The organism is Roseovarius sp. D0-M9 (assembly GCF_037083805.1).
Lineage (GTDB): Bacteria > Pseudomonadota > Alphaproteobacteria > Rhodobacterales > Rhodobacteraceae > Roseovarius.
This window is the reverse complement of the sequence record NZ_JBAPKZ010000004.1, coordinates 30,621-47,911: the sequence shown is the minus strand read 5'-3', so window position 1 is coordinate 47,911 and position 17,291 is coordinate 30,621. Positions and strand designations below refer to the sequence as shown.

The window sequence follows — 17,291 nt, the reverse complement described above, 5'->3', positions numbered from 1 at the left end:
GGGCGGGCCCTGCGGGCAGCGCGCCGTGCGGATCCATTCCCCTCAGGTCAACGATGAAATCAGCCGGACCACGGGTGCGTTTGCGCGCAGGTTCGGGCGGCGGCGCGCGCGGCGCGTCCCCTGCATGGCGTAAGGACGAGGGAAGACATGGCATATCAGACACGCGGGCGCGATCCTCTCTTGGACAGCAACATGGCGATGGCCATCGAGAAACGTGGCAAGGAATTGCTGGGTCTTGGTCTGCTTGGCCTCGCCACTTTGGCCATGATGATGTTTGCCTCCTACAGTCCTGACGATCCCAGCTGGCTTTCGGCGGTGGACACGCCGGTGCAGAATTGGGTGGGCCAGACGGGTGCGACGATCGCCGCCACGCTCTTTATGGTGGTGGGCCTTGGCGGCTGGGGCGTGGCGATCGTGCTGGCGGTTTGGGGCCTGCGCTTCTTGCTGCACCGGGGACAGGACCGCGTGATGGCTCGGGTGATCTTTGCGCCGATCTGGGTGGCTGTCGTGTCGCTTTATGCGGCGTCGCTAACGCCGGGCGCCGAGTGGTATGCCAGCCACAGCTTTGGGCTTGGCGGGATTTTCGGCGATACCGTCATGGGCGCGGCGCTGGGTATCCTGCCCATCGGCGCGGCGGCGGGGCTGAAGCTTTTGTCGCTGGTGCTGGGCCTTGTGATGCTGGCGCTGGGTGCCTTTGTCACCGGGTTTGAGCGGGCCGAGATCCGGCGCGGCCTGCGCTGGACCATTCTGGGCGTCGTCATGGCGTATTCCTTCCTGATTTCCCTCGTCTCGCGCGGCGCGTCGGGCGCAGCAGGGGCCGCCCGCAGCGCGCGGGCGAATGTGCAGGCCAGCGCGCAGGCCCGCCGGGCCGAGCCCATGATGGCCGAGATGGCGGCGCAGCCGCAGGTGCGCCGCAGCGCCCACGCCAAAGTGTATCAGGAGGCGGACGAGCCGCCGCTGAGCGCATCGCAGTCGCATGCTTCGCAGCGCGCGGCCCCGCGCGCGCCTGAAAAACCCGAAAAACAGGGCGGGCTTCTGGGCCGGATGAATCCGCTTGCGCGCAAGCCTGAGGCGATGCCCGCCCCCGAACTGATCGAGCCTCAGTCCGTTGCGGGCGAGCACGCGATGCCGGGCGAGGATCGCATCAAGGAAAAGATTGCCGATATCATCAAGGCGCGCGTGCGCTCGGGCCCTGCCGCACAGGTGCAGCAGGCCGCAGCCGCAGCGATTGCGCGCGACGGCCGCCGCGGGCCGACACCCCTTTTGCTGGATACAACCCGCCCAAGTCATCTGCCGCCCGAGCCGCCGCTGACCGCGCCGCGCGCCGAAACCCCGCAGCAAGCGCCCCGGCCCGGAACCGCCCCGCGCGCACCTGTGGAGCCGCCCCAATACACTCAGGCGCCCCAGCATCCTGCGCGCTACGCTGCCGATGCAGGCGCAGATGACATGGCAGATGATATGGATGAGGCGGTGATCCTCGACGATAGCATGCGCGCCGCGCCTCAGCCCGCGCCGCGCGCCCAAACGCCCGAGCCGCGCAAGGTGGTGCAGCATTTGCAGCGCAAGGCGCCCGCCCCCTCGGCCCGCGCCGCTGGCGAGGCGCAGCCTGCACTGCAATTCGAGGAGACCGCGAGCGTCCAATACGAGCTGCCGCCCCTCAGCCTGCTGTCCAGCCCCGACACGATCACGCGCTATCATCTGAGCGATGAGGCGCTCGAGGAAAACGCGCGCATGCTCGAGGTTGTGCTTGATGATTACGGCGTCAAGGGCGAGATCGTATCGGTCCGCCCCGGTCCCGTCGTCACCATGTACGAGCTGGAGCCGGCGCCGGGCCTCAAGGCCAGCCGCGTGATCGGCCTGTCGGATGATATCGCGCGCTCGATGTCGGCCTTGTCAGCACGCGTCAGCACCGTGCCGGGCCGCACCGTGATCGGGATCGAGCTGCCCAATGACAACCGCGAGATGGTGTCGCTGCGCGAAATCCTGTCGACCCGCGATTTCGGCGATGGCAATCAGAAGCTGCCGTTGGCGCTGGGCAAGGACATCGGCGGCGACCCCATGGTCGCGAACCTGGCCAAGATGCCCCACCTCCTGATCGCGGGCACGACCGGCTCGGGCAAGTCGGTGGCGATCAACACGATGATTCTCAGCCTGCTCTACAAGCTGACGCCGGATGATTGCCGGATGATCATGATCGACCCCAAGATGCTGGAACTCAGCGTCTACGACGGTATCCCGCACCTGCTGAGCCCCGTTGTGACGGACCCCAAGAAGGCGGTCGTGGCACTGAAATGGACCGTCGCCGAGATGGAAGAGCGCTATCGCAAGATGTCCAAGATGGGCGTGCGCAACATCGACGGCTACAATTCCCGCGTGGCCGACGCGCTGGGCAAGGGCGAGATGTTCAGCCGCACGGTGCAGACCGGATTCGATGACGAGACCGGCGAGCCGGTGTTCGAGACCGAGAAGTTCGCGCCCGAAAAGATGCCCTATATCGTCGTCATCGTCGACGAGATGGCCGACCTGATGATGGTCGCGGGCAAGGAGATCGAAGCCTGCATCCAGCGGCTTGCACAGATGGCGCGCGCGTCGGGCATTCACATCATCATGGCCACGCAGCGCCCGTCGGTCGATGTCATCACCGGCACGATCAAGGCGAACTTTCCCACGCGCATCAGCTTTCAGGTGACGTCCAAGATCGACAGCCGCACCATTCTGGGCGAAATGGGCGCCGAGCAGCTTCTGGGCATGGGAGACATGCTCTATATGGCGGGCGGCGCCAAGATTACGCGCTGCCACGGGCCTTTCGTCAGTGACGAAGAGGTCGAGGATGTCGTCAACCACCTCAAGAGCCAGGGCCCGCCCGTCTATGTCGGCAGCGTTCTGGAAGGCCCCGATGAAGACAAGGCCAGCAATATCGACGCCGTTCTGGGCCTTTCGACCGGGGGCAATACCGAAGGCGAGGATGCGCTCTACGATCAGGCTGTGCAGATCGCGATCACCGATCGCAAATGCTCGACCTCCTACATTCAGCGCAAGCTGGCCATCGGCTATAACAAGGCCGCGCGCCTCGTCGAGCAGATGGAGGATCAGGGCGTCGTCTCGGCGGCCAACCATGTGGGCAAGCGCGAGATCCTGGTGCCCGAGCAGTAAATCGGCCCCCCCTCCCCCACCGGGGGGAGGGCGCGGAACTGCGAACGCCCCGCGGGGTTATCCCCCGGCAGGTTGCGGAGGGCGCCATGTCTGATACGATGAAAACCAGTGCCGTCGGGGACGTTCTGGACAATATCCGCGACCTTGCCCAAAGGCAGGGAAGCGACGAGGTTTCTGTCGGCGATCTGGCCGAGGCAATTGGCGGGCGCGGGTTTGGCCCACTGATCTTCATCACGGCGCTTTTCGAAATCACGCCTCTCGGGGTCATCCCCGGCGTTCCCACGTTTCTTGCGATGATTTGCGCCGTCTTTGCGCTGCAATTGCTGGCGGGGCGCACTCATGCGTGGCTGCCCGGCTTTGTCGAAAACCGCAAGCTGCGCGCACCGCGGGTCTGCAAGGCGGTGGATGCGCTGCGCGGGATTGCGGGCTGGATGGATCGCCATTTCGGTCAACGGCTTGATCCGCTGGCCGGGCACGTTGCCGCGCGGGTCGCAGGGGCGCTCATCCTTTGTCTTTGCTTGACGGTGCCGCCATTGGAGCTGCTGCCATGGGTCAGCTCGGCGCCGATGCTCGCCATCGCGCTACTGGGCCTTGCGATGACCGTGCGCGACGGATTGCTGATGCTGATCGCCTTCGTAGGCTCGGGCACGGCGGCCATCACCGTCTATTTTGCGCTCATCGCGGGAGGTTGATGGAGATGTTATCGCATATCCATCCGAAGTCTGCGACAAAACCACTCGACTACTCACAACATAGGGTTGCCCTGATGACAAACTTTCGATTGCTTGCCGCCGCCCTGCTGCTGACCTTTGCCAGTAGCCTGCCTGCCGCCGCGCAGAAGCTGCCCCTCAACGAATTGTCGCGCTATCTCAACAGCTTTCAGACCGCGAGCGGCGCGTTCACGCAAGTTAATGATGACGGGACCATCAGCGAGGGCCGCATCCTCATCAAACGGCCGGGTCGCGTGCGGTTCGAATACAAGCCGCCCGAGGATATGCTGGTGGTGGCCGATGGCGATACCGTCGGCATCATCGACGGCAAGTCCAACGAGGGTCCGCAAGGCTATCCGCTGAACCAGACGCCGCTGTCGATCATCCTCGCGCGCAACGTCGATTTCAGCCGTGCGCGCATGGTCACCGACCATAGCAGTGATGGCACGACAACGACCGTGCGTGCGCAGGATCCGAAAAACCCCGACTACGGCAGCATTGATCTGGTCTTTACCTCGAACCCGACCGAACTGCGCCAGTGGGTCATCAATGACAGCGGTGGCAGCCGCACGACGGTCATTCTGGGCGATCTGACCACGGGCGTCAGCATTTCCAACGATAATTTCGTCATCCTCGGCATCGGCACGGGCTCACGCCCTGAACGCTGATTGCGCCTGAATGACTGGACGCGACGGATGAAAAAGGGCGGCGCAATGCGCCGCCCTTTTGGATCATGTGCAAGCCCGGTGCGCGGCGATCAGCCGCAGCGCCGCAGTTGCATCTGATAGCGCGCGGCGCGGCTCTCGACGGTGCCCGCAACGCGCACCAGCCACGCCTTGCCATTGTAGCTGCCGCGCGCATAGCCCGTGCGCCCCTCGTGATAGGCGAGGTATTGGTTGCGCGCATCATACATCGGAATGTTCAACGAATCCCGCGTCTTGGACATGTACCAGCCCATGAAATCGGTCGCATCATAGATGTTGTCGCGCCGCGCGCGCCGCGCGCCTTGCTCGGCGACGTATTCATCCCATGTGCCGTCCAGCGCCTGACTGTATCCGAACGCCGAGCTTTGGCGCCCCATCGGAATGACGCCAAGCGTAAAGCGGTAGGGCGTGCGCGCGTCCGAGACGAACTTGCTCTCCTGATAGATGGTGGCCATCTGGACGTGGGTTGGCACGCCCCAGCGCCGCTCGGCGGCGCGAAAGGCGCGCCTGTATTCGGGACGTTCCTGCAAAATGGCGCAGGCATCCTCCATCTGGTTCGGGGAATCCCCGTAGCTGCCACCGCGCCCGCAGGCCGCGACAAGCACCAAAAGAAGGAGCGCGCGAAGCTGTCTGCTCATAGCTGCCTCTGCTCTCGTTTTTGCGGCAGTCTGCGCTGCCTTTGTTTATTGGGGCAGCTTACCCATTTTTTCGCAGATGGGAAATCACGAATTTCGCCGGCCCGCGCGCTGTTGCCGATGGGCCGGCCGGTTTCCTGTCCGGGGGCGCCCTGCCGCCAAAGGCGCGTTCGCGCCGACAGACTGTTTCCACCGTGCAGCGCTTCGCAATTGGACAAAGTCCACTTGAAACCATTAGTATCAACGTTTAAAGGCTGCAATCTATGCTGAAAACACGTGCGAAATATCATCTGGGCCAAATCGTCCGGCACAAGAAACACCCCTTTCGGGGGGTGGTGTTCGACGTCGACCCTGAGTTCGCCAATACCGAGGAGTGGTATTCATCCATTCCCGAAGAAAGCCGCCCGGTCAAGGATCAGCCGTTTTATCACCTTTTGGCTGAGAACGAGCAGAGTTATTACGTCGCCTACGTAAGCGAGCAGAATCTGATTGCCGATTATTCCGGTGAGCCGGTAGAGCACCCCGACATAGAAGACCTCTTTGGTCCCTTCGAGGATGGCCACTATCCGCTGCACTTTCAGCTGAACTGATGTGGGGGCAGGGGCGGATCACCGCCCGTGCCGATAGTATCAGAGGTGCGAGGTACGCGGCCGGGTCAATACCCCAGCGCGCAGCCGTCCTTGCGCGGATCTGACGCCCCCTCCAGCGCGCCATCCTCCCTGATCAGCACCGCTTGCGCGCCGCCGATGGCCTCGTCCGGGATCACCACCTTGTGCCCCCGCGCGGCCAGATCTGCGCGTATGGCGTCTGAATAGCCCCGCTCGACGCGCAACTCACCCTTGTCGGCAAAGGCGCGCGGCGCGTCGATGGCCGTCTGTGGATCCATCCCGAAATCGCCAAGGTTCGAGACATATCGCGCATGTCCCGCAGGCTGGTACGCGCCGCCCATCACGCCGAAGGGCATCACGGCACGCTCCCCATCGCAGATCATGCCGGGAATGATCGTGTGGAACGGCCGCTTGCCGCCGGCCAACGCGTTCGGGTGCCCCTCGGCGAGGGTAAAGCCCGCCCCGCGGTTCTGCATGAGGATGCCGAATTTTTCGGACGCGATGCCGGACCCGAAGCCATGGAAGATTGAATAGATCAGCGACACGGCCATGCGGTCCTTGTCGACGACGGTGATATAGACGGTGTCGCGGTGCATCGCCTCGGTCATCTGGCTGGCGGAGGGCATGGCGCGCTTCATGTCGATCATCGCGGCCAGTCTTTGCGCGGTGTCCATGCTCAGCATGAAGTCGGTGCGCGCAGTGTGGTCCGGATCGGCGATGATGCGGCTCCGTGTGTCATAGGCCAGCTTGGTCGCCTCGGCCTCCAGATGCGCGCGGTCTGCGCCCAAGGGATCCATCGCGGCCACGTCGAACTGTGCCAGGATGTTCAGCATCAGGATCGCTGTCGCGCCCTGTCCATTGGGCGGATGCTCGACCAGCTTGCGGCCCTTGTAGGTGCCGCTGATCGGCTCTGCTGCGTCGCCGCGATGGCCTGCGAAATCTGCTGCGTCATGCACGCCTCCGGCTGCGGTCAACGCGGCCAGCATGTCGTCCGCGACCTCCCCCTCGTAGAATGCACTGGCGCCCTTGGCGGCGACGCGGCGCAGCACTTCGGCCTGGCCGGGGGCCCGGAACAGCGTGCCCATCTTGGGCGGCGTGCCGCCCGGCAGGTAATGCGCCAGCGCGTGATCCTTGAGGACTGAAGAGGATTCGATCCAATCCCACGCGACGCGCGGCGCCACCGGCACGCCCTCGTCGGCATAGTGGATGGCAGGGGCGAGGATCGCGTCGAGGCCCAGCTTGCCATGCTGCTCGCTGAGCTGGCAGAACCCGTCGATCGCGCCGGGGATCGTCACCGCGTCGGCGGTATAGAGCGGCACCGCATCCATGCCCTTGGCACGCAGCGCGGCGGCACTGGCGGCAGCAGGCGCACGGCCCGAGCCGTTGAAGGCCTGCACGCCGCTCTCCCCCGGTTTGGTGAAGAGGGCAAAGCAATCGCCGCCGATGCCGGTCATCTGCGGCTCGCAGATGCCCAGAAGGACAGCGCCCGCGATGGCCGCGTCCATGGCGTTGCCGCCCCGTTCGAGGATGTCGACCGCGACCTTGGCGGCAAGGGGGTGGGACGTGGCACACATGCCGTTGGTCGCCAGTACGGGCGAACGGCCGGGCAGATGAAAATCGCGCATAACGGCTCCTGCATCGGGAAATGCAGGCACGTTAGGGGGCAGCCCGCCAAATGCCAAGGCACTGAATTGAAGGGGAATGTCACGCGCCATACGAATGGCCTGCGAATAGGTCCTCGACGCCGCGCACTGGGGGGGGGCTGTTAAACGCGGCGTCGAGGGAAGCTTTTGCAGCTACGATGCTACCACTAGCGGCTTACTTCGTCGGGAATGAGAAAAGATGTTGGCAAGTTTTGGGCAGCACTGTGTCAGAGGTCATGCGCCCGGCCTCGGCCAGCTTGGAGGGGGGATGGATGGCGCGAGGCGCGGAATGGCTCGCCTTTTGCCGAATTCTTGCAAAACACGGATCAGCGCAGTGCAATGCACTCGCCGCTCGGGTGGTTGGCCAGTATATCGCGCCGTTGTATCTGTGCCGCGCGGGCTGGTTAACCTGCGCCTCGCTTAGTCAGATGCGTCCGAGGCAGCAAGATCCATCGCCAGATGCAGATGATTGCGTCCCGCCACCCGGCGATACCGGAGCGTTGATGTCAGGCTGCGAATCAGGAACCAGCCAAATCCACCTTCGGGCAGGTCATGGCGCGAAAGGCTGCTTATCGCCGCGTCGGGCGCGGGGTTGCGCCCTGCAGGCAGGCATAGCCCCGGCAGGGGCACACCTGCGTCGGTGATATCTGCGATCAGAGACTCCTCCTCCAGCGTAACATCCAGCCAGACCTTGCCCGGCTCGCGCATCGCATAGGCGTGCTCGGCCACGTTGTTCAAAACCTCGGCCAGAACGATTTCAACCGTGCCGCGCTCATCGGCGTCAATGCCCGCGTCCCGCAGGAAGGTGCGCAGATCGCTCAGCGCGTGGCGGACATCCTCGCAAGAGGCAAGAAATGTCAGGCGCAATTCATGCGGGCGCTCGGCCTTGATGGGGCCTGCGCGATCGGCTGCCGGTGTCATTGCATTCCCTTTCCGGCTGTTATCCTGCGCGCCGGGGCGCCGCATCTTCGATCGCCTCATGGATCGCAAAGATCGTGTTCATCCGGGTCAGGCGAAACACTTTTTGCACATCGGGCGTCAGCCGGGCCAAATCGAGGCGACGGCTTGGCCCGACCAGCTTGAGCGCGGCGACGATCGCCCCTAGGCCGCTCGAATCGATGAATTCCACTGCGCCAAGGTCCAGCAGGACATCCTCGGTGCCCGCTGCCGTCTGCGCGCGCAGCGCCTCCTTGAAGGCGATGGCCGCCGCCGCGTCGATGCGCGCGGCATTCACCGTGATGACGTGGTAGGCGCCTTGCCTGCTGCTGGTCAAATCCATGAACCACTCCAATACGCTCGTTCTGGTTGCCCTCACGCTAGGACCAATTCGTTACCATCTGGTTCTCGCCCGCCGAAAAAGTTAGACCAGCGTCACAACAGCGAGCGGGGGCAAAATGCGGATCAACTATGACGAGGTGGCCAAGGTGCTGGCTGCGCTGACTGACGGCGAAGAAGATACCGTCGCGCTCATGGCCACCATGGCTTGTGAGCTTCATCATGCCGACCCACGCTTTGACTGGACGGGGTTCTACCGCGTGACCGGGCCAGAGGTGTTGCGGATCGGCCCCTATCAGGGCAGTCACGGCTGTCTGGTGATCCCATTCGCGCGCGGGGTTTGCGGCGCGGCGGCGCGCACCGGCGAGGTGCAGCTGGTCGATGATGTCGAAGCGTTCGAGGACCATATCGCTTGCTCCAGCAGCACACGGTCCGAAATCGTTCTGCCGGTGCGGGATCGGGCCGGCGCGCTGATCGGCGTTCTGGATATCGACAGTGACCGCCCCGGTGCCTTCGATCAGCAGGATGTCGAGGGGCTGACGCGCCTCTTGCGACAGACCTTTGGCGGGTAGTGCGGGGCGCGCCATGGACGCGGCGTCCATGTCCGCGCATCGCGCGCACCCGGTTATTGTGCCCCCACCCCCTCACAAGGCGGCCGGATGAGCTGGGAGGGCTGGAGCATCTTTGCGACCTTCTGGGCCGTCTTCGTGACGACGCCGGGGCCGAACGCCGTCAATTGCATCACCAACGGCGTCACCTTGGGCTTTCGCAGGTCAGTGCCTGGCATCGCGGGCATCCTGACTCAGGCGGCGCTCTTTCTGGCGCTGTCGGCGCTAGGGGTCTCGGCGCTGCTGCTGGCCTCGCCGGTGGCGTTTCAGGTGGCCAAAGCCATTGGCGCCGCTTTCCTCATCTATCTGGGTGTGCGCACCTGGCGGCAGGCGGGCCGCGCGCTGAGCGTGGCCGAAGTGGCGGGTGGAACGGTCTATGGCCGCGCGTTTCTCATTGCCACGATAAATCCCAAGAGCGTCGCGGGCTACCTTGCCGCGTTCACCCAGTTCGTGCAGCCGGATGTGCCCATCGGCGCACAGATGTGGGTGATCGTGCCAACCGCGCTGAGCCTGACGGCGCTCAGCTATTCAGGCTACACCGCGCTGGGCGCGATGCTGGGCCGCTCGGCTCTGGGCGCGGTCGCATCGCGCCCGCTGCGCCGAGGTTTGGCGGTGTGCTTTGTCGTTTATGGCGCGCTTCTGGGCGCCGCAGCCTTGCCGTAAGGGCCGAGCGCGGCGTTTGGCGGATTTGACATGCCGTAAGGTATCTCTCGGCCCTCCTGTGCCGCTTGCTGGCAAAATTTGCCGGATCGCGCAAATCTGCGTGCGGGCGCGCTCGAGGCGTCCTATGTATTGTGCGTCGGCAGCGGCGGCCCGATCCTGAGTGAGATGCCCGAGGAGGCCGGTGGGCGCTCTGCGGGGCTTTGGGCTGTGCATCGTGCGGGTCGGGGGGAACTCAGGATGAACGGATTTGAGTCTGATGTTGAGTGAGAACGCAAAACACCTGATCGCCACCTTTCCGCTGGGGTTCGTTGCAACGGTAATGCCCGAGGGGCGCCCGGCGGTCAGCCCCAAGGGGACGTTTCTCGTGCTGGGCGACGGGGCCATCGGCTTTGGCAACATCCGCTCGCCCGGCACGCTGCGCAACCTTGCCCGCGCGCCTTGGGCCGAGGTCAATTTCATCGACCAATGGAAGCGCAAGGGCCTGCGCGTGCGCGGCACCGCGCGCGTGGCGGCCAGCGGCAGCGCCGAGTTCAACGCGCTGATCGGCATTTGGCAGGCGAAATGGGGTGATCTTGCGGGCCGCATCACCGATCTTGTGCTGATCGACATTGAGGCGGCGCGCGAGGTGACGACACCGCCGTACGACGATGGCATGACCGAGGCCGAAATGGTTGCCGCCTACGTGGCGAAGTTCAAGGAGATCTACCCATGAGCGAAATTATCCTTCTGGATGGTTCGATCGGTCAGGAATTGGTCAAGCGCGCGGGCGATGCGCCGACCAGCCTCTGGTCGACCAGCGTGATGATGCAGCGGCCCGGCCTCGTCGCGGCTGTGCATGGGGCCTATCTCAGCGCTGGTGCGACCATCGCCAGCACCAACACCTACCCGATCCACCGTGACCGCCTCGCGCCTGCCGGGCTGGAAGATCAATTCGCCGCATTGGTCGAATGTGCCCTGAGCGAGGCAGAGACGGCACGCCGGGACTTCGGCGAAGGCCATATCGCCGGCACGCTGGGGCCGCTGGGCGCGTCCTACAGACCCGACATCTGCCCCCCTCCCGAGGTGGCCGCGCCGCTGTATGCCGAACTGGTCCAGATGATGCAGGGCCGGGTGGATCTGCTGCTGATCGAGAGCGCGGCATCGGTCGAGCAGGCCGAGGGCGCCCTGCTGGGGTGTGCGGATGCGGGCCTGCCCGTATGGCTGTCGGTCACTGTGATGGACGACGATGGAACCCGCCTGCGCTCTGGCGAGCGGCTGGAGGCGCTGGGGGATGTCATCGCGCGTTACCAGCCCGATGCCCTGCTGATCAACTGCACCCGCCCCGAGGCGGTTGGCGCGGGTCTGATCACGCTGCGCGGCTTCGGCCTGCCCTTTGGGGCCTACGCCAACGGGTTCGACCATATTACCGAAGGGTTCCTCAAGGATGCGCCCACCGTCGATGCGCTGACCGCGCGGCGCGATCTGACACCCAGCCTCTATGCCGATTTCGCCATGAGCTGGGTCGCGCAAGGAGCCACGATCGTCGGCGGCTGCTGCGAGGTCGGCCCCGATCACATCCGCGAGCTTGCCCGGCGCCTCGACGCGGCGGGTCACACCATCGTCTAGTTGGCCAAGGGAGCGCGCGGTCATGGAGGATCTGGCCACAAAGGCCCGCGTGGTCATCATCGGCGGCGGCGTCGTCGGCTGTTCGGTCGCCTATCATCTGGCCAAGCTGGGCTGGAGCGATGTCATCCTGTTGGAACGCAAGCAGCTGACCTCGGGCACCACATGGCATGCGGCGGGCCTGATCGGACAGTTGCGCGCCTCGGCGAACATGACCAAACTCGCCCGCTATTCGGCTGAATCATATACCGGGCTGGAGGCGGAGACGGGGGTTGCCACGGGGTTTCGTCAGGGCGGCTCGATCTCGGCGGCGCTCACGGGCGAGCGGCTGGAGGAATTGCACCGTCAGGCGGCCATGGCCCGCGCCTTCGGCGTGCCGGCCGAAGAGCTGACGGCACAAGAGATCAAGGCGCGCTATCCGCATCTGAGCATCAAGGGCGTCACGGGAGGTGTCTGGCTGCCCACGGACGGGCAGGCGGACCCTGCGAACATCGCGCTCGCGCTGGCCAAGGGTGCGCGCCAGTGGGGCGCGCGGGTGCAGGAGCGTGTGCGCGTGACGGGCATGGCGCGCGATGGCCGGCGCGTCACCGGCGTCGACTGGGCCAGCGACGATGGCAGCATGGAAGGCCATATAGAGGCCGAGATGGTCGTCAATTGCGCGGGCATGTGGGGGCATGAGGTGGGCCGCATGGCGGGCGCCGCCGTGCCCCTTCACGCCTGCGAGCATTTCTACATCGTGACCGAGCCGATCGAGGCGCTTGGCCAGTTGCCGGTGCTGCGCGTGCCGGACGAATGCACCTATTACAAGGAGGACGCAGGCAAGATGCTGGTCGGCGCGTTCGAGCCGGTATCCAAGCCGTGGGGCATGGACGGCATTCCCGACACCTTCGAATTCGACCAGCTTCCCGAGGATTTCGATCACTTCGAGCCCATTCTGGAGGCCGCCTGCGCCCGGATGCCCATGCTGGCGACGGCGGGCATCCACACCTTCTTCAACGGACCCGAAAGCTTTACCCCCGATGACGCCTACCACCTCGGCCTCAGCCCCCAGATGGACAATGTCTGGGTCGCCTGCGGCTTCAACTCCATCGGGATCCAGTCGGCTGGCGGGGCGGGTCACGCGCTGAGCCTGTGGATGGACAGTGGCGAGAAACCCTTTGATCTGGGCGATGTGGACATCGCGCGGATGCAGCCATTTCAGAGTAACAAGACCTACCTTTTCGAGCGGTCGAAGGAAACACTGGGCCTGCTTTATGCCGACCACTTCCCGTATCGGCAAAAGGCCACCGCACGCGGTATCCGGCGCACGCCCTTTCACGCACAGCTGTTGGCGCAGGGCGCCGTCATGGGCGAGGCTGCCGGGTGGGAGCGCGCGAACTGGTTTGCCGCACCCGAACAGGAGCGCGCATATCACTACAGCTGGAAGCGGCAGAACTGGTTCGCCAACGCCGAGGCCGAGCATCGTGCGATCCGCGAAAATGTGGGCATGTATGACATGTCCTCCTTCGGCAAGCTGCGTGTCGAGGGACCGGATGCAGAAAGCTTTCTCAACCATATCGGCGGCGGCGATTTCAGCGTCCCGGTCGGGCGCATCGTCTATACGCAGTTCCTGAACGCGCGCGGCGGGATCGAGGCGGATGTGACGGTCACGCGCCTTGGCGAGACGGCCTATCTCGTCGTCACCCCCGCTGCCACGCGGCTGGCCGATCAGACGTGGATGGAGCGCCATCGCGGCGACCGCCATGTCGTCATCACCGATGTGACGGCGGGCGAGGGCGTCTTGGCCGTCATGGGGCCCAAAGCGCGCGAGGTGCTGAGCGCCGTATCGCCCGCCGATTTCAGCAATGATGCCAACCCCTTCGGCACCGCGCAGGAGATCGAGCTGGGCATGGGCCTCGCCCGTGTTCACCGCGTGAGCTATGTGGGCGAGCTGGGCTGGGAGGTCTATGTCAGCGCTGATATGGCGGGCCACGCCTTCGAGGTGCTGCACGCGGCCGGGCAGGCGCATGGCATGTCGCTTTGCGGGATGCACGCGATGGACAGTTGTCGGATCGAAAAGGGCTTTCGCCATTTCGGGCATGACATCACCTGCGAGGATCATGTGCTGGAGGCGGGGCTTGGCTTTGCGGTCAGGATGTCCAAGCCGGATTTCATCGGCCGGGACGCGGTGCTGCGCAAGAAGGACGCGGGGCTGGCCGCGCGTATGGTGCAATTCCGCCTGACAGACCCCGAGCCGCTGCTCTATCACAATGAGCCGATCTTGCGCGACGGAGAGATCGTCGGCCATGTCAGTTCGGGCAGCTATGGCCATCATCTGGGCGGCGCCATCGCGATGGGCTATGTGCCCTGCGAGGGCCAATCTGCCGAGGAGGTGCTGGCCTCGACCTATGAAATTGATGTTGCGGGCACGCGTGTGCCCGCCGAAGCGAGCCTGAGGCCGATGTATGACCCTCAAAACGCGCGGATGCGCAGCTGAGGGGCGCAGGCGGGCATTGCCATGATGTGCCCCATATGGTGAAACACTGAGGCATATATGCACAGCGGGCGGGAGACGATCCATGGCATTGCGGCCCCTTTTGACGACCATCGCGCTCGTCGCGGGATTGCCCGCATTGGCCGACGAGCCGATTGGCGCGGCGGTCTCGATCGAGTTGAACGCGGCCCGCACCATTGAGGGCGCTTGCACGCTGTCCTTTTTGGTGCAGAACGGCCACGATGCGCCGATAGATCAGGCGATCTACGAGGCGGTGCTCTTTGATGCCGCCGGGCAGGTCGAGCGTCTGACGCTTTTTGACATGGGCGCGCTGCCGCCTGCGCGCCCGCGCGTGCGGCAATTTGCACTGGCGGGGCAAACCTGTGAAGCGCTGGGCGCCATCCTGATCAACGGGGCCGAGACCTGCAGCGGCGCGGATCTGCCGGAGCGGGCCTGCGAGACGGATCTGCTGCTGACCAGCCGCACCGCAATCGCGCTCAAGGGATGAACGCCCTTCTCGATCCCATCCGCCAGATCGCGGCGCTGGGCGGGCCGGTCGTCCTGTTGCTGCTGGCGGTGTCCATCGTGACGCTGGCGGTGATCCTCTACAAAATATGGCAATTCTCGGCGGCGGGCGTGGGCCGTCACACCGCGCTGGGCGAGGCGGTGGCTGCGTGGGACGCGGGCGAGCGGGCCGGTGCGCGCGCTGCTCTGGCCCGCTCGCAAAGCTATCTGGCGCCGGTCGTGGACATGGCTTTTACCTCCGGCCCCAAGGACGTGCAGCGGCTGGCGGCAGAGGCGGAGACGCGCTTTGCGGATCTGGAAACGGGCTTTCGCCTGCTGGACTCCGTGGCGCAGCTTGCGCCGCTACTGGGGCTTTTTGGCACGGTTCTGGGCATGATCGAGGCGTTTCAATCGCTACAGGAGGCGGGCGCGCAGGTTGATCCGTCTATCCTTGCGGGGGGCATCTGGGTCGCGCTGCTGACCACCGCCGTCGGGCTGGCGGTGGCGATGCCCACGGCCCTTGTCCTGAGCTGGCTGGAGGGCCGCATGGACGCCGAGCGCGTCACGGCCGAGCGCGCACTGGCCGCCATCCTGCATCCGCGCGGGGATCGCGGCGCGGCGACGGTCCCCGCGGCGGCGGCGCAGGATGCGTAGATCGCGCAGGCTGCGGCGTCTGTCGATGACCTCGCTGATCGACGTCATTTTTCTTTTGCTGCTGTTTTTCATGCTGTCCTCGACCTTCTCCAAGTTCTCCGAGATCGAGCTGAGCGCTGCGGCGGGCGCGGGCGCGCCTGCCAATGCGCGCCCGCTCTTCGTGCAATTGCGCGCCTCAGACGTGACGCTGAACGGCGAGGCGATGGCGCTGGAGGCGCTGGGCGCCGCCTTGCGCGCGCGGCCCGAGGCGGGCGAGGCGCAGCCGCTGCTGATTGCGCTCGGGGATGCTGTCACCTCGCAGCGCCTCGCGGATCTGCTGGTGCTGCTGCGCGGGATCGCGGGCATCTCCCCGACCGTACTGGGGGATTCATGAGACGCGCGCGCCGGGGGCGCGGCGCGAGTTGCCGATCTGGTGCGCATCGCGCGCCAGTTGCGCGCGGCGGGGGCGGGGCGCATCCTGATCGTGACCGAGCAGGGGCTTGACTGAGGCTCAGGGGATCATCCGCTTGATCGCTGCCACATGCTCGGGCGTTGCCGCCAGCGCGTGATCGGCCAGTTCCATCGCCGCCTCGCGCAGTGCGCCGGGCTCGGCGATCCGGTCGTATAGCCCCCAGTCGAGCGCGGTCTGTGCACCCAGCCGCTCGCCCGCCAGCAGCACACGGCGCGCGCGCGCCGGGCCGACCAGCGCAGTCAGGCGCGCGGGGTCCGATGGCTGCGGCAGGAACCCGCGCTTCATCACCGGATAAAATACTTCGGCGCCGGGCGCGGCCACGCGGAAATCACACGCCAGCGTCATGCCGATGGCGCCGCCCGCCACCGTCCCGTTCAGCGCCGCGATGCTGAGGCAGGGCAGGGACGCGATGGCCGATGACAGCCGCTCCCACGAGGGGGAGGTGGCAAGGCCGGTCTGCATCTCGGCCAGATCCGCTCCGGCGGAAAAGACCTTGCCCGCCCCCGTCAGGATCAGCAGGCGCGCGGCGCCGGGGCGCGCTGCGGCCTCGGCGATCTCGGACAGACGGACCAGCATGTCCTCACTGACCGCGTTGGCCTTGGCTTGGCGGTCAATGGTCGCGGTCCAGATGCCGTCTTGCTCTTCAACGGCAATCATGCGGCATCCCCCAGGCCAATGGCGGCGCGGGTGCCCGGATCGCGCAGCGAAATCTCTTGCCCCAGATACGTATCGGCCCCGGCGCCGCACATCCAAAGCAGCGCGCGCGCGGGCCAGTCCGCCGGGATATGGGCATCCCACTCCAGCTGGCTGACCGGATTGACGCCGCTGGCGCGGATGTCGCGCTGCATGTCGGTGGCGACCGTGCCGGGCGAGAGGCCCATGACACGCAGGCCATGCGCCGCACCTTCGGTATGGGCGGCCGAGGTCAGCATGGCCGCGCCCGCCTTGGAGGCGCAATAGGCGCTCCACCCCTCGAGGGCGCTATGCGCCGCCCCCGAAGAGACGGTCAGGATCGTGCCGCGCCCTGCACGCTTCATCCCGGGCATGGCGGCGCGCATCCCGTGAAAGACGCCCTTGAGGTTGATGTCGATGGCGCGGCCCCATGCCTCTGGGTCCGCCTCGTCCAGCATGGCGATGGGCGAGATGACACCGGCATTGCCGATCAGCACGTCGAGCCTGCCAAACCGTTCCTCGGCCAGCGCCACCGCGTGCTGCATATCGGCGTAGTTGGCCACATCCCCGGTCACGGCAAGCGCGTTCAGGGGGCCAGCAACCTCGGCCAGATCCCCCTCGGAGCGTGCCATGAGCACAAGTTGCGCGCCTGCGCCGGCAAATACGCGCGCGGCCTCGGCGCCGATGCCACGGCTGGCGCCGGTGATCAGCACGGTTTGTCCTGTCATGTCGGGGGCGGTGGTCATGGCGTTTCTCCTGCAAGGGGCGTGTCACGCTATGCGTAGCGCCCGTCGCGGCCGCGGTCCAGAGGCGGGGCACAGAGCAGGGATCTGGAGCAGGGATCTGGAGCAGGGATCCAGACCGGGGGCGGGCCATGCTCAGCTGCGGCCGCCCCGACCTTGGGTTTGCCGCCGCGGACACCTGCCCGTCGTGTGC

General features: G+C 65.7%; 18 protein-coding genes. 12 read left to right on the top strand and 6 right to left on the bottom strand.

Annotated elements, in window-relative coordinates:
• Positions 1-147: 147 nt before the first annotated feature.
• The 3 genes from V8352_RS04335 to V8352_RS04325 all read left to right on the top strand — a co-directional run bounded on the left by V8352_RS04335 (position 148) and on the right by V8352_RS04325 (position 4,531).
• Positions 148-3,153 carry a DNA translocase FtsK gene (locus V8352_RS04335; RefSeq protein WP_336423039.1) on the top strand — a complete coding sequence of 1,002 codons (3,006 nt, stop codon included), beginning with the start codon at positions 148-150 and terminating at the stop codon, positions 3,151-3,153.
• A gap of 86 nt (positions 3,154-3,239) precedes the next feature.
• On the top strand, positions 3,240-3,845 hold the full coding sequence (locus V8352_RS04330; protein ID WP_336423038.1) for an exopolysaccharide biosynthesis protein: 606 nt from the start codon (positions 3,240-3,242) through the stop codon (positions 3,843-3,845).
• Positions 3,846-3,919: 74 nt separating this feature from the next.
• Complete coding sequence (locus V8352_RS04325) at positions 3,920-4,531, top strand: LolA family protein (RefSeq protein ID WP_336423037.1); 612 nt, start codon at positions 3,920-3,922, stop codon at positions 4,529-4,531.
• Between the two features lie 89 nt (positions 4,532-4,620).
• Here the strand turns inward: V8352_RS04325 and V8352_RS04320 are convergent, their stop codons facing one another.
• Positions 4,621-5,205 (bottom strand): transglycosylase SLT domain-containing protein, encoded by a 585-nt coding sequence (locus tag V8352_RS04320; protein WP_336423036.1) that lies wholly within the window; start codon positions 5,203-5,205, stop codon positions 4,621-4,623.
• A gap of 260 nt (positions 5,206-5,465) precedes the next feature.
• Between V8352_RS04320 and hspQ the strand changes: the two genes are divergently transcribed.
• Positions 5,466-5,792 carry a heat shock protein HspQ gene (gene hspQ, locus V8352_RS04315; RefSeq protein ID WP_336423035.1) on the top strand — a complete coding sequence of 109 codons (327 nt, stop codon included), beginning with the start codon at positions 5,466-5,468 and terminating at the stop codon, positions 5,790-5,792.
• 65 nt (positions 5,793-5,857) lie between these two features.
• On the opposite strand, the gene V8352_RS04310 is transcribed toward hspQ, so the two are convergent.
• The 3 genes from V8352_RS04310 to V8352_RS04300 all read right to left on the bottom strand — a co-directional run bounded on the left by V8352_RS04310 (position 5,858) and on the right by V8352_RS04300 (position 8,732).
• Positions 5,858-7,435, bottom strand: a complete 1,578-nt coding sequence (locus V8352_RS04310; protein WP_336423034.1) for a gamma-glutamyltransferase family protein — start codon at positions 7,433-7,435, stop codon at positions 5,858-5,860.
• Positions 7,436-7,873: 438 nt separating this feature from the next.
• Positions 7,874-8,374 (bottom strand): ATP-binding protein, encoded by a 501-nt coding sequence (locus V8352_RS04305; protein ID WP_336423033.1) that lies wholly within the window; start codon positions 8,372-8,374, stop codon positions 7,874-7,876.
• Between the two features lie 19 nt (positions 8,375-8,393).
• Positions 8,394-8,732 carry an STAS domain-containing protein gene (locus V8352_RS04300; RefSeq protein ID WP_336423032.1) on the bottom strand — a complete coding sequence of 113 codons (339 nt, stop codon included), beginning with the start codon at positions 8,730-8,732 and terminating at the stop codon, positions 8,394-8,396.
• Between the two features lie 115 nt (positions 8,733-8,847).
• On the opposite strand from V8352_RS04300, the gene V8352_RS04295 reads away from it, so the two are divergent.
• From V8352_RS04295 to V8352_RS04260, 8 genes are all read left to right on the top strand, one after another.
• Complete coding sequence (locus V8352_RS04295; protein ID WP_336423031.1) at positions 8,848-9,300, top strand: GAF domain-containing protein; 453 nt, start codon at positions 8,848-8,850, stop codon at positions 9,298-9,300.
• 87 nt (positions 9,301-9,387) lie between these two features.
• On the top strand, positions 9,388-9,999 hold the full coding sequence (locus V8352_RS04290) for a LysE family translocator (RefSeq protein ID WP_336423030.1): 612 nt from the start codon (positions 9,388-9,390) through the stop codon (positions 9,997-9,999).
• Between the two features lie 256 nt (positions 10,000-10,255).
• A complete protein-coding gene (locus V8352_RS04285) occupies positions 10,256-10,711 on the top strand; it encodes a pyridoxamine 5'-phosphate oxidase family protein (protein ID WP_336423029.1) in 456 nt (151 codons plus the stop codon).
• Positions 10,708-11,604 (top strand): homocysteine S-methyltransferase family protein, encoded by an 897-nt coding sequence (locus tag V8352_RS04280; protein ID WP_336423028.1) that lies wholly within the window; start codon positions 10,708-10,710, stop codon positions 11,602-11,604. The genes V8352_RS04285 and V8352_RS04280 overlap by 4 nt, the downstream gene beginning before the upstream one ends.
• Before the next feature lie 22 nt (positions 11,605-11,626).
• Positions 11,627-14,077 carry a GcvT family protein gene (locus V8352_RS04275; RefSeq protein ID WP_336423027.1) on the top strand — a complete coding sequence of 817 codons (2,451 nt, stop codon included), beginning with the start codon at positions 11,627-11,629 and terminating at the stop codon, positions 14,075-14,077.
• 82 nt (positions 14,078-14,159) lie between these two features.
• Entirely contained in the window at positions 14,160-14,582 is a 423-nt protein-coding gene (locus V8352_RS04270; protein WP_336423026.1) for a hypothetical protein, read from the top strand.
• On the top strand, positions 14,579-15,232 hold the full coding sequence (locus V8352_RS04265) for a MotA/TolQ/ExbB proton channel family protein (protein ID WP_336423025.1): 654 nt from the start codon (positions 14,579-14,581) through the stop codon (positions 15,230-15,232). Before V8352_RS04270 ends, V8352_RS04265 begins: the two co-directional genes overlap by 4 nt.
• Positions 15,225-15,605, top strand: a complete 381-nt coding sequence (locus tag V8352_RS04260; protein WP_336423024.1) for a biopolymer transporter ExbD — start codon at positions 15,225-15,227, stop codon at positions 15,603-15,605. The genes V8352_RS04265 and V8352_RS04260 overlap by 8 nt, the downstream gene beginning before the upstream one ends.
• Positions 15,606-15,722: 117 nt before the next feature.
• On the opposite strand, the gene V8352_RS04255 is transcribed toward V8352_RS04260, so the two are convergent.
• Positions 15,723-16,340, bottom strand: coding sequence for an enoyl-CoA hydratase/isomerase family protein (locus tag V8352_RS04255; protein ID WP_336423023.1), 618 nt, complete (start codon positions 16,338-16,340; stop codon positions 15,723-15,725).
• Positions 16,337-17,101 (bottom strand): SDR family oxidoreductase, encoded by a 765-nt coding sequence (locus V8352_RS04250; protein ID WP_336423022.1) that lies wholly within the window; start codon positions 17,099-17,101, stop codon positions 16,337-16,339. The genes V8352_RS04255 and V8352_RS04250 overlap by 4 nt, the downstream gene beginning before the upstream one ends.
• Positions 17,102-17,291: the final 190 nt, after the last annotated feature.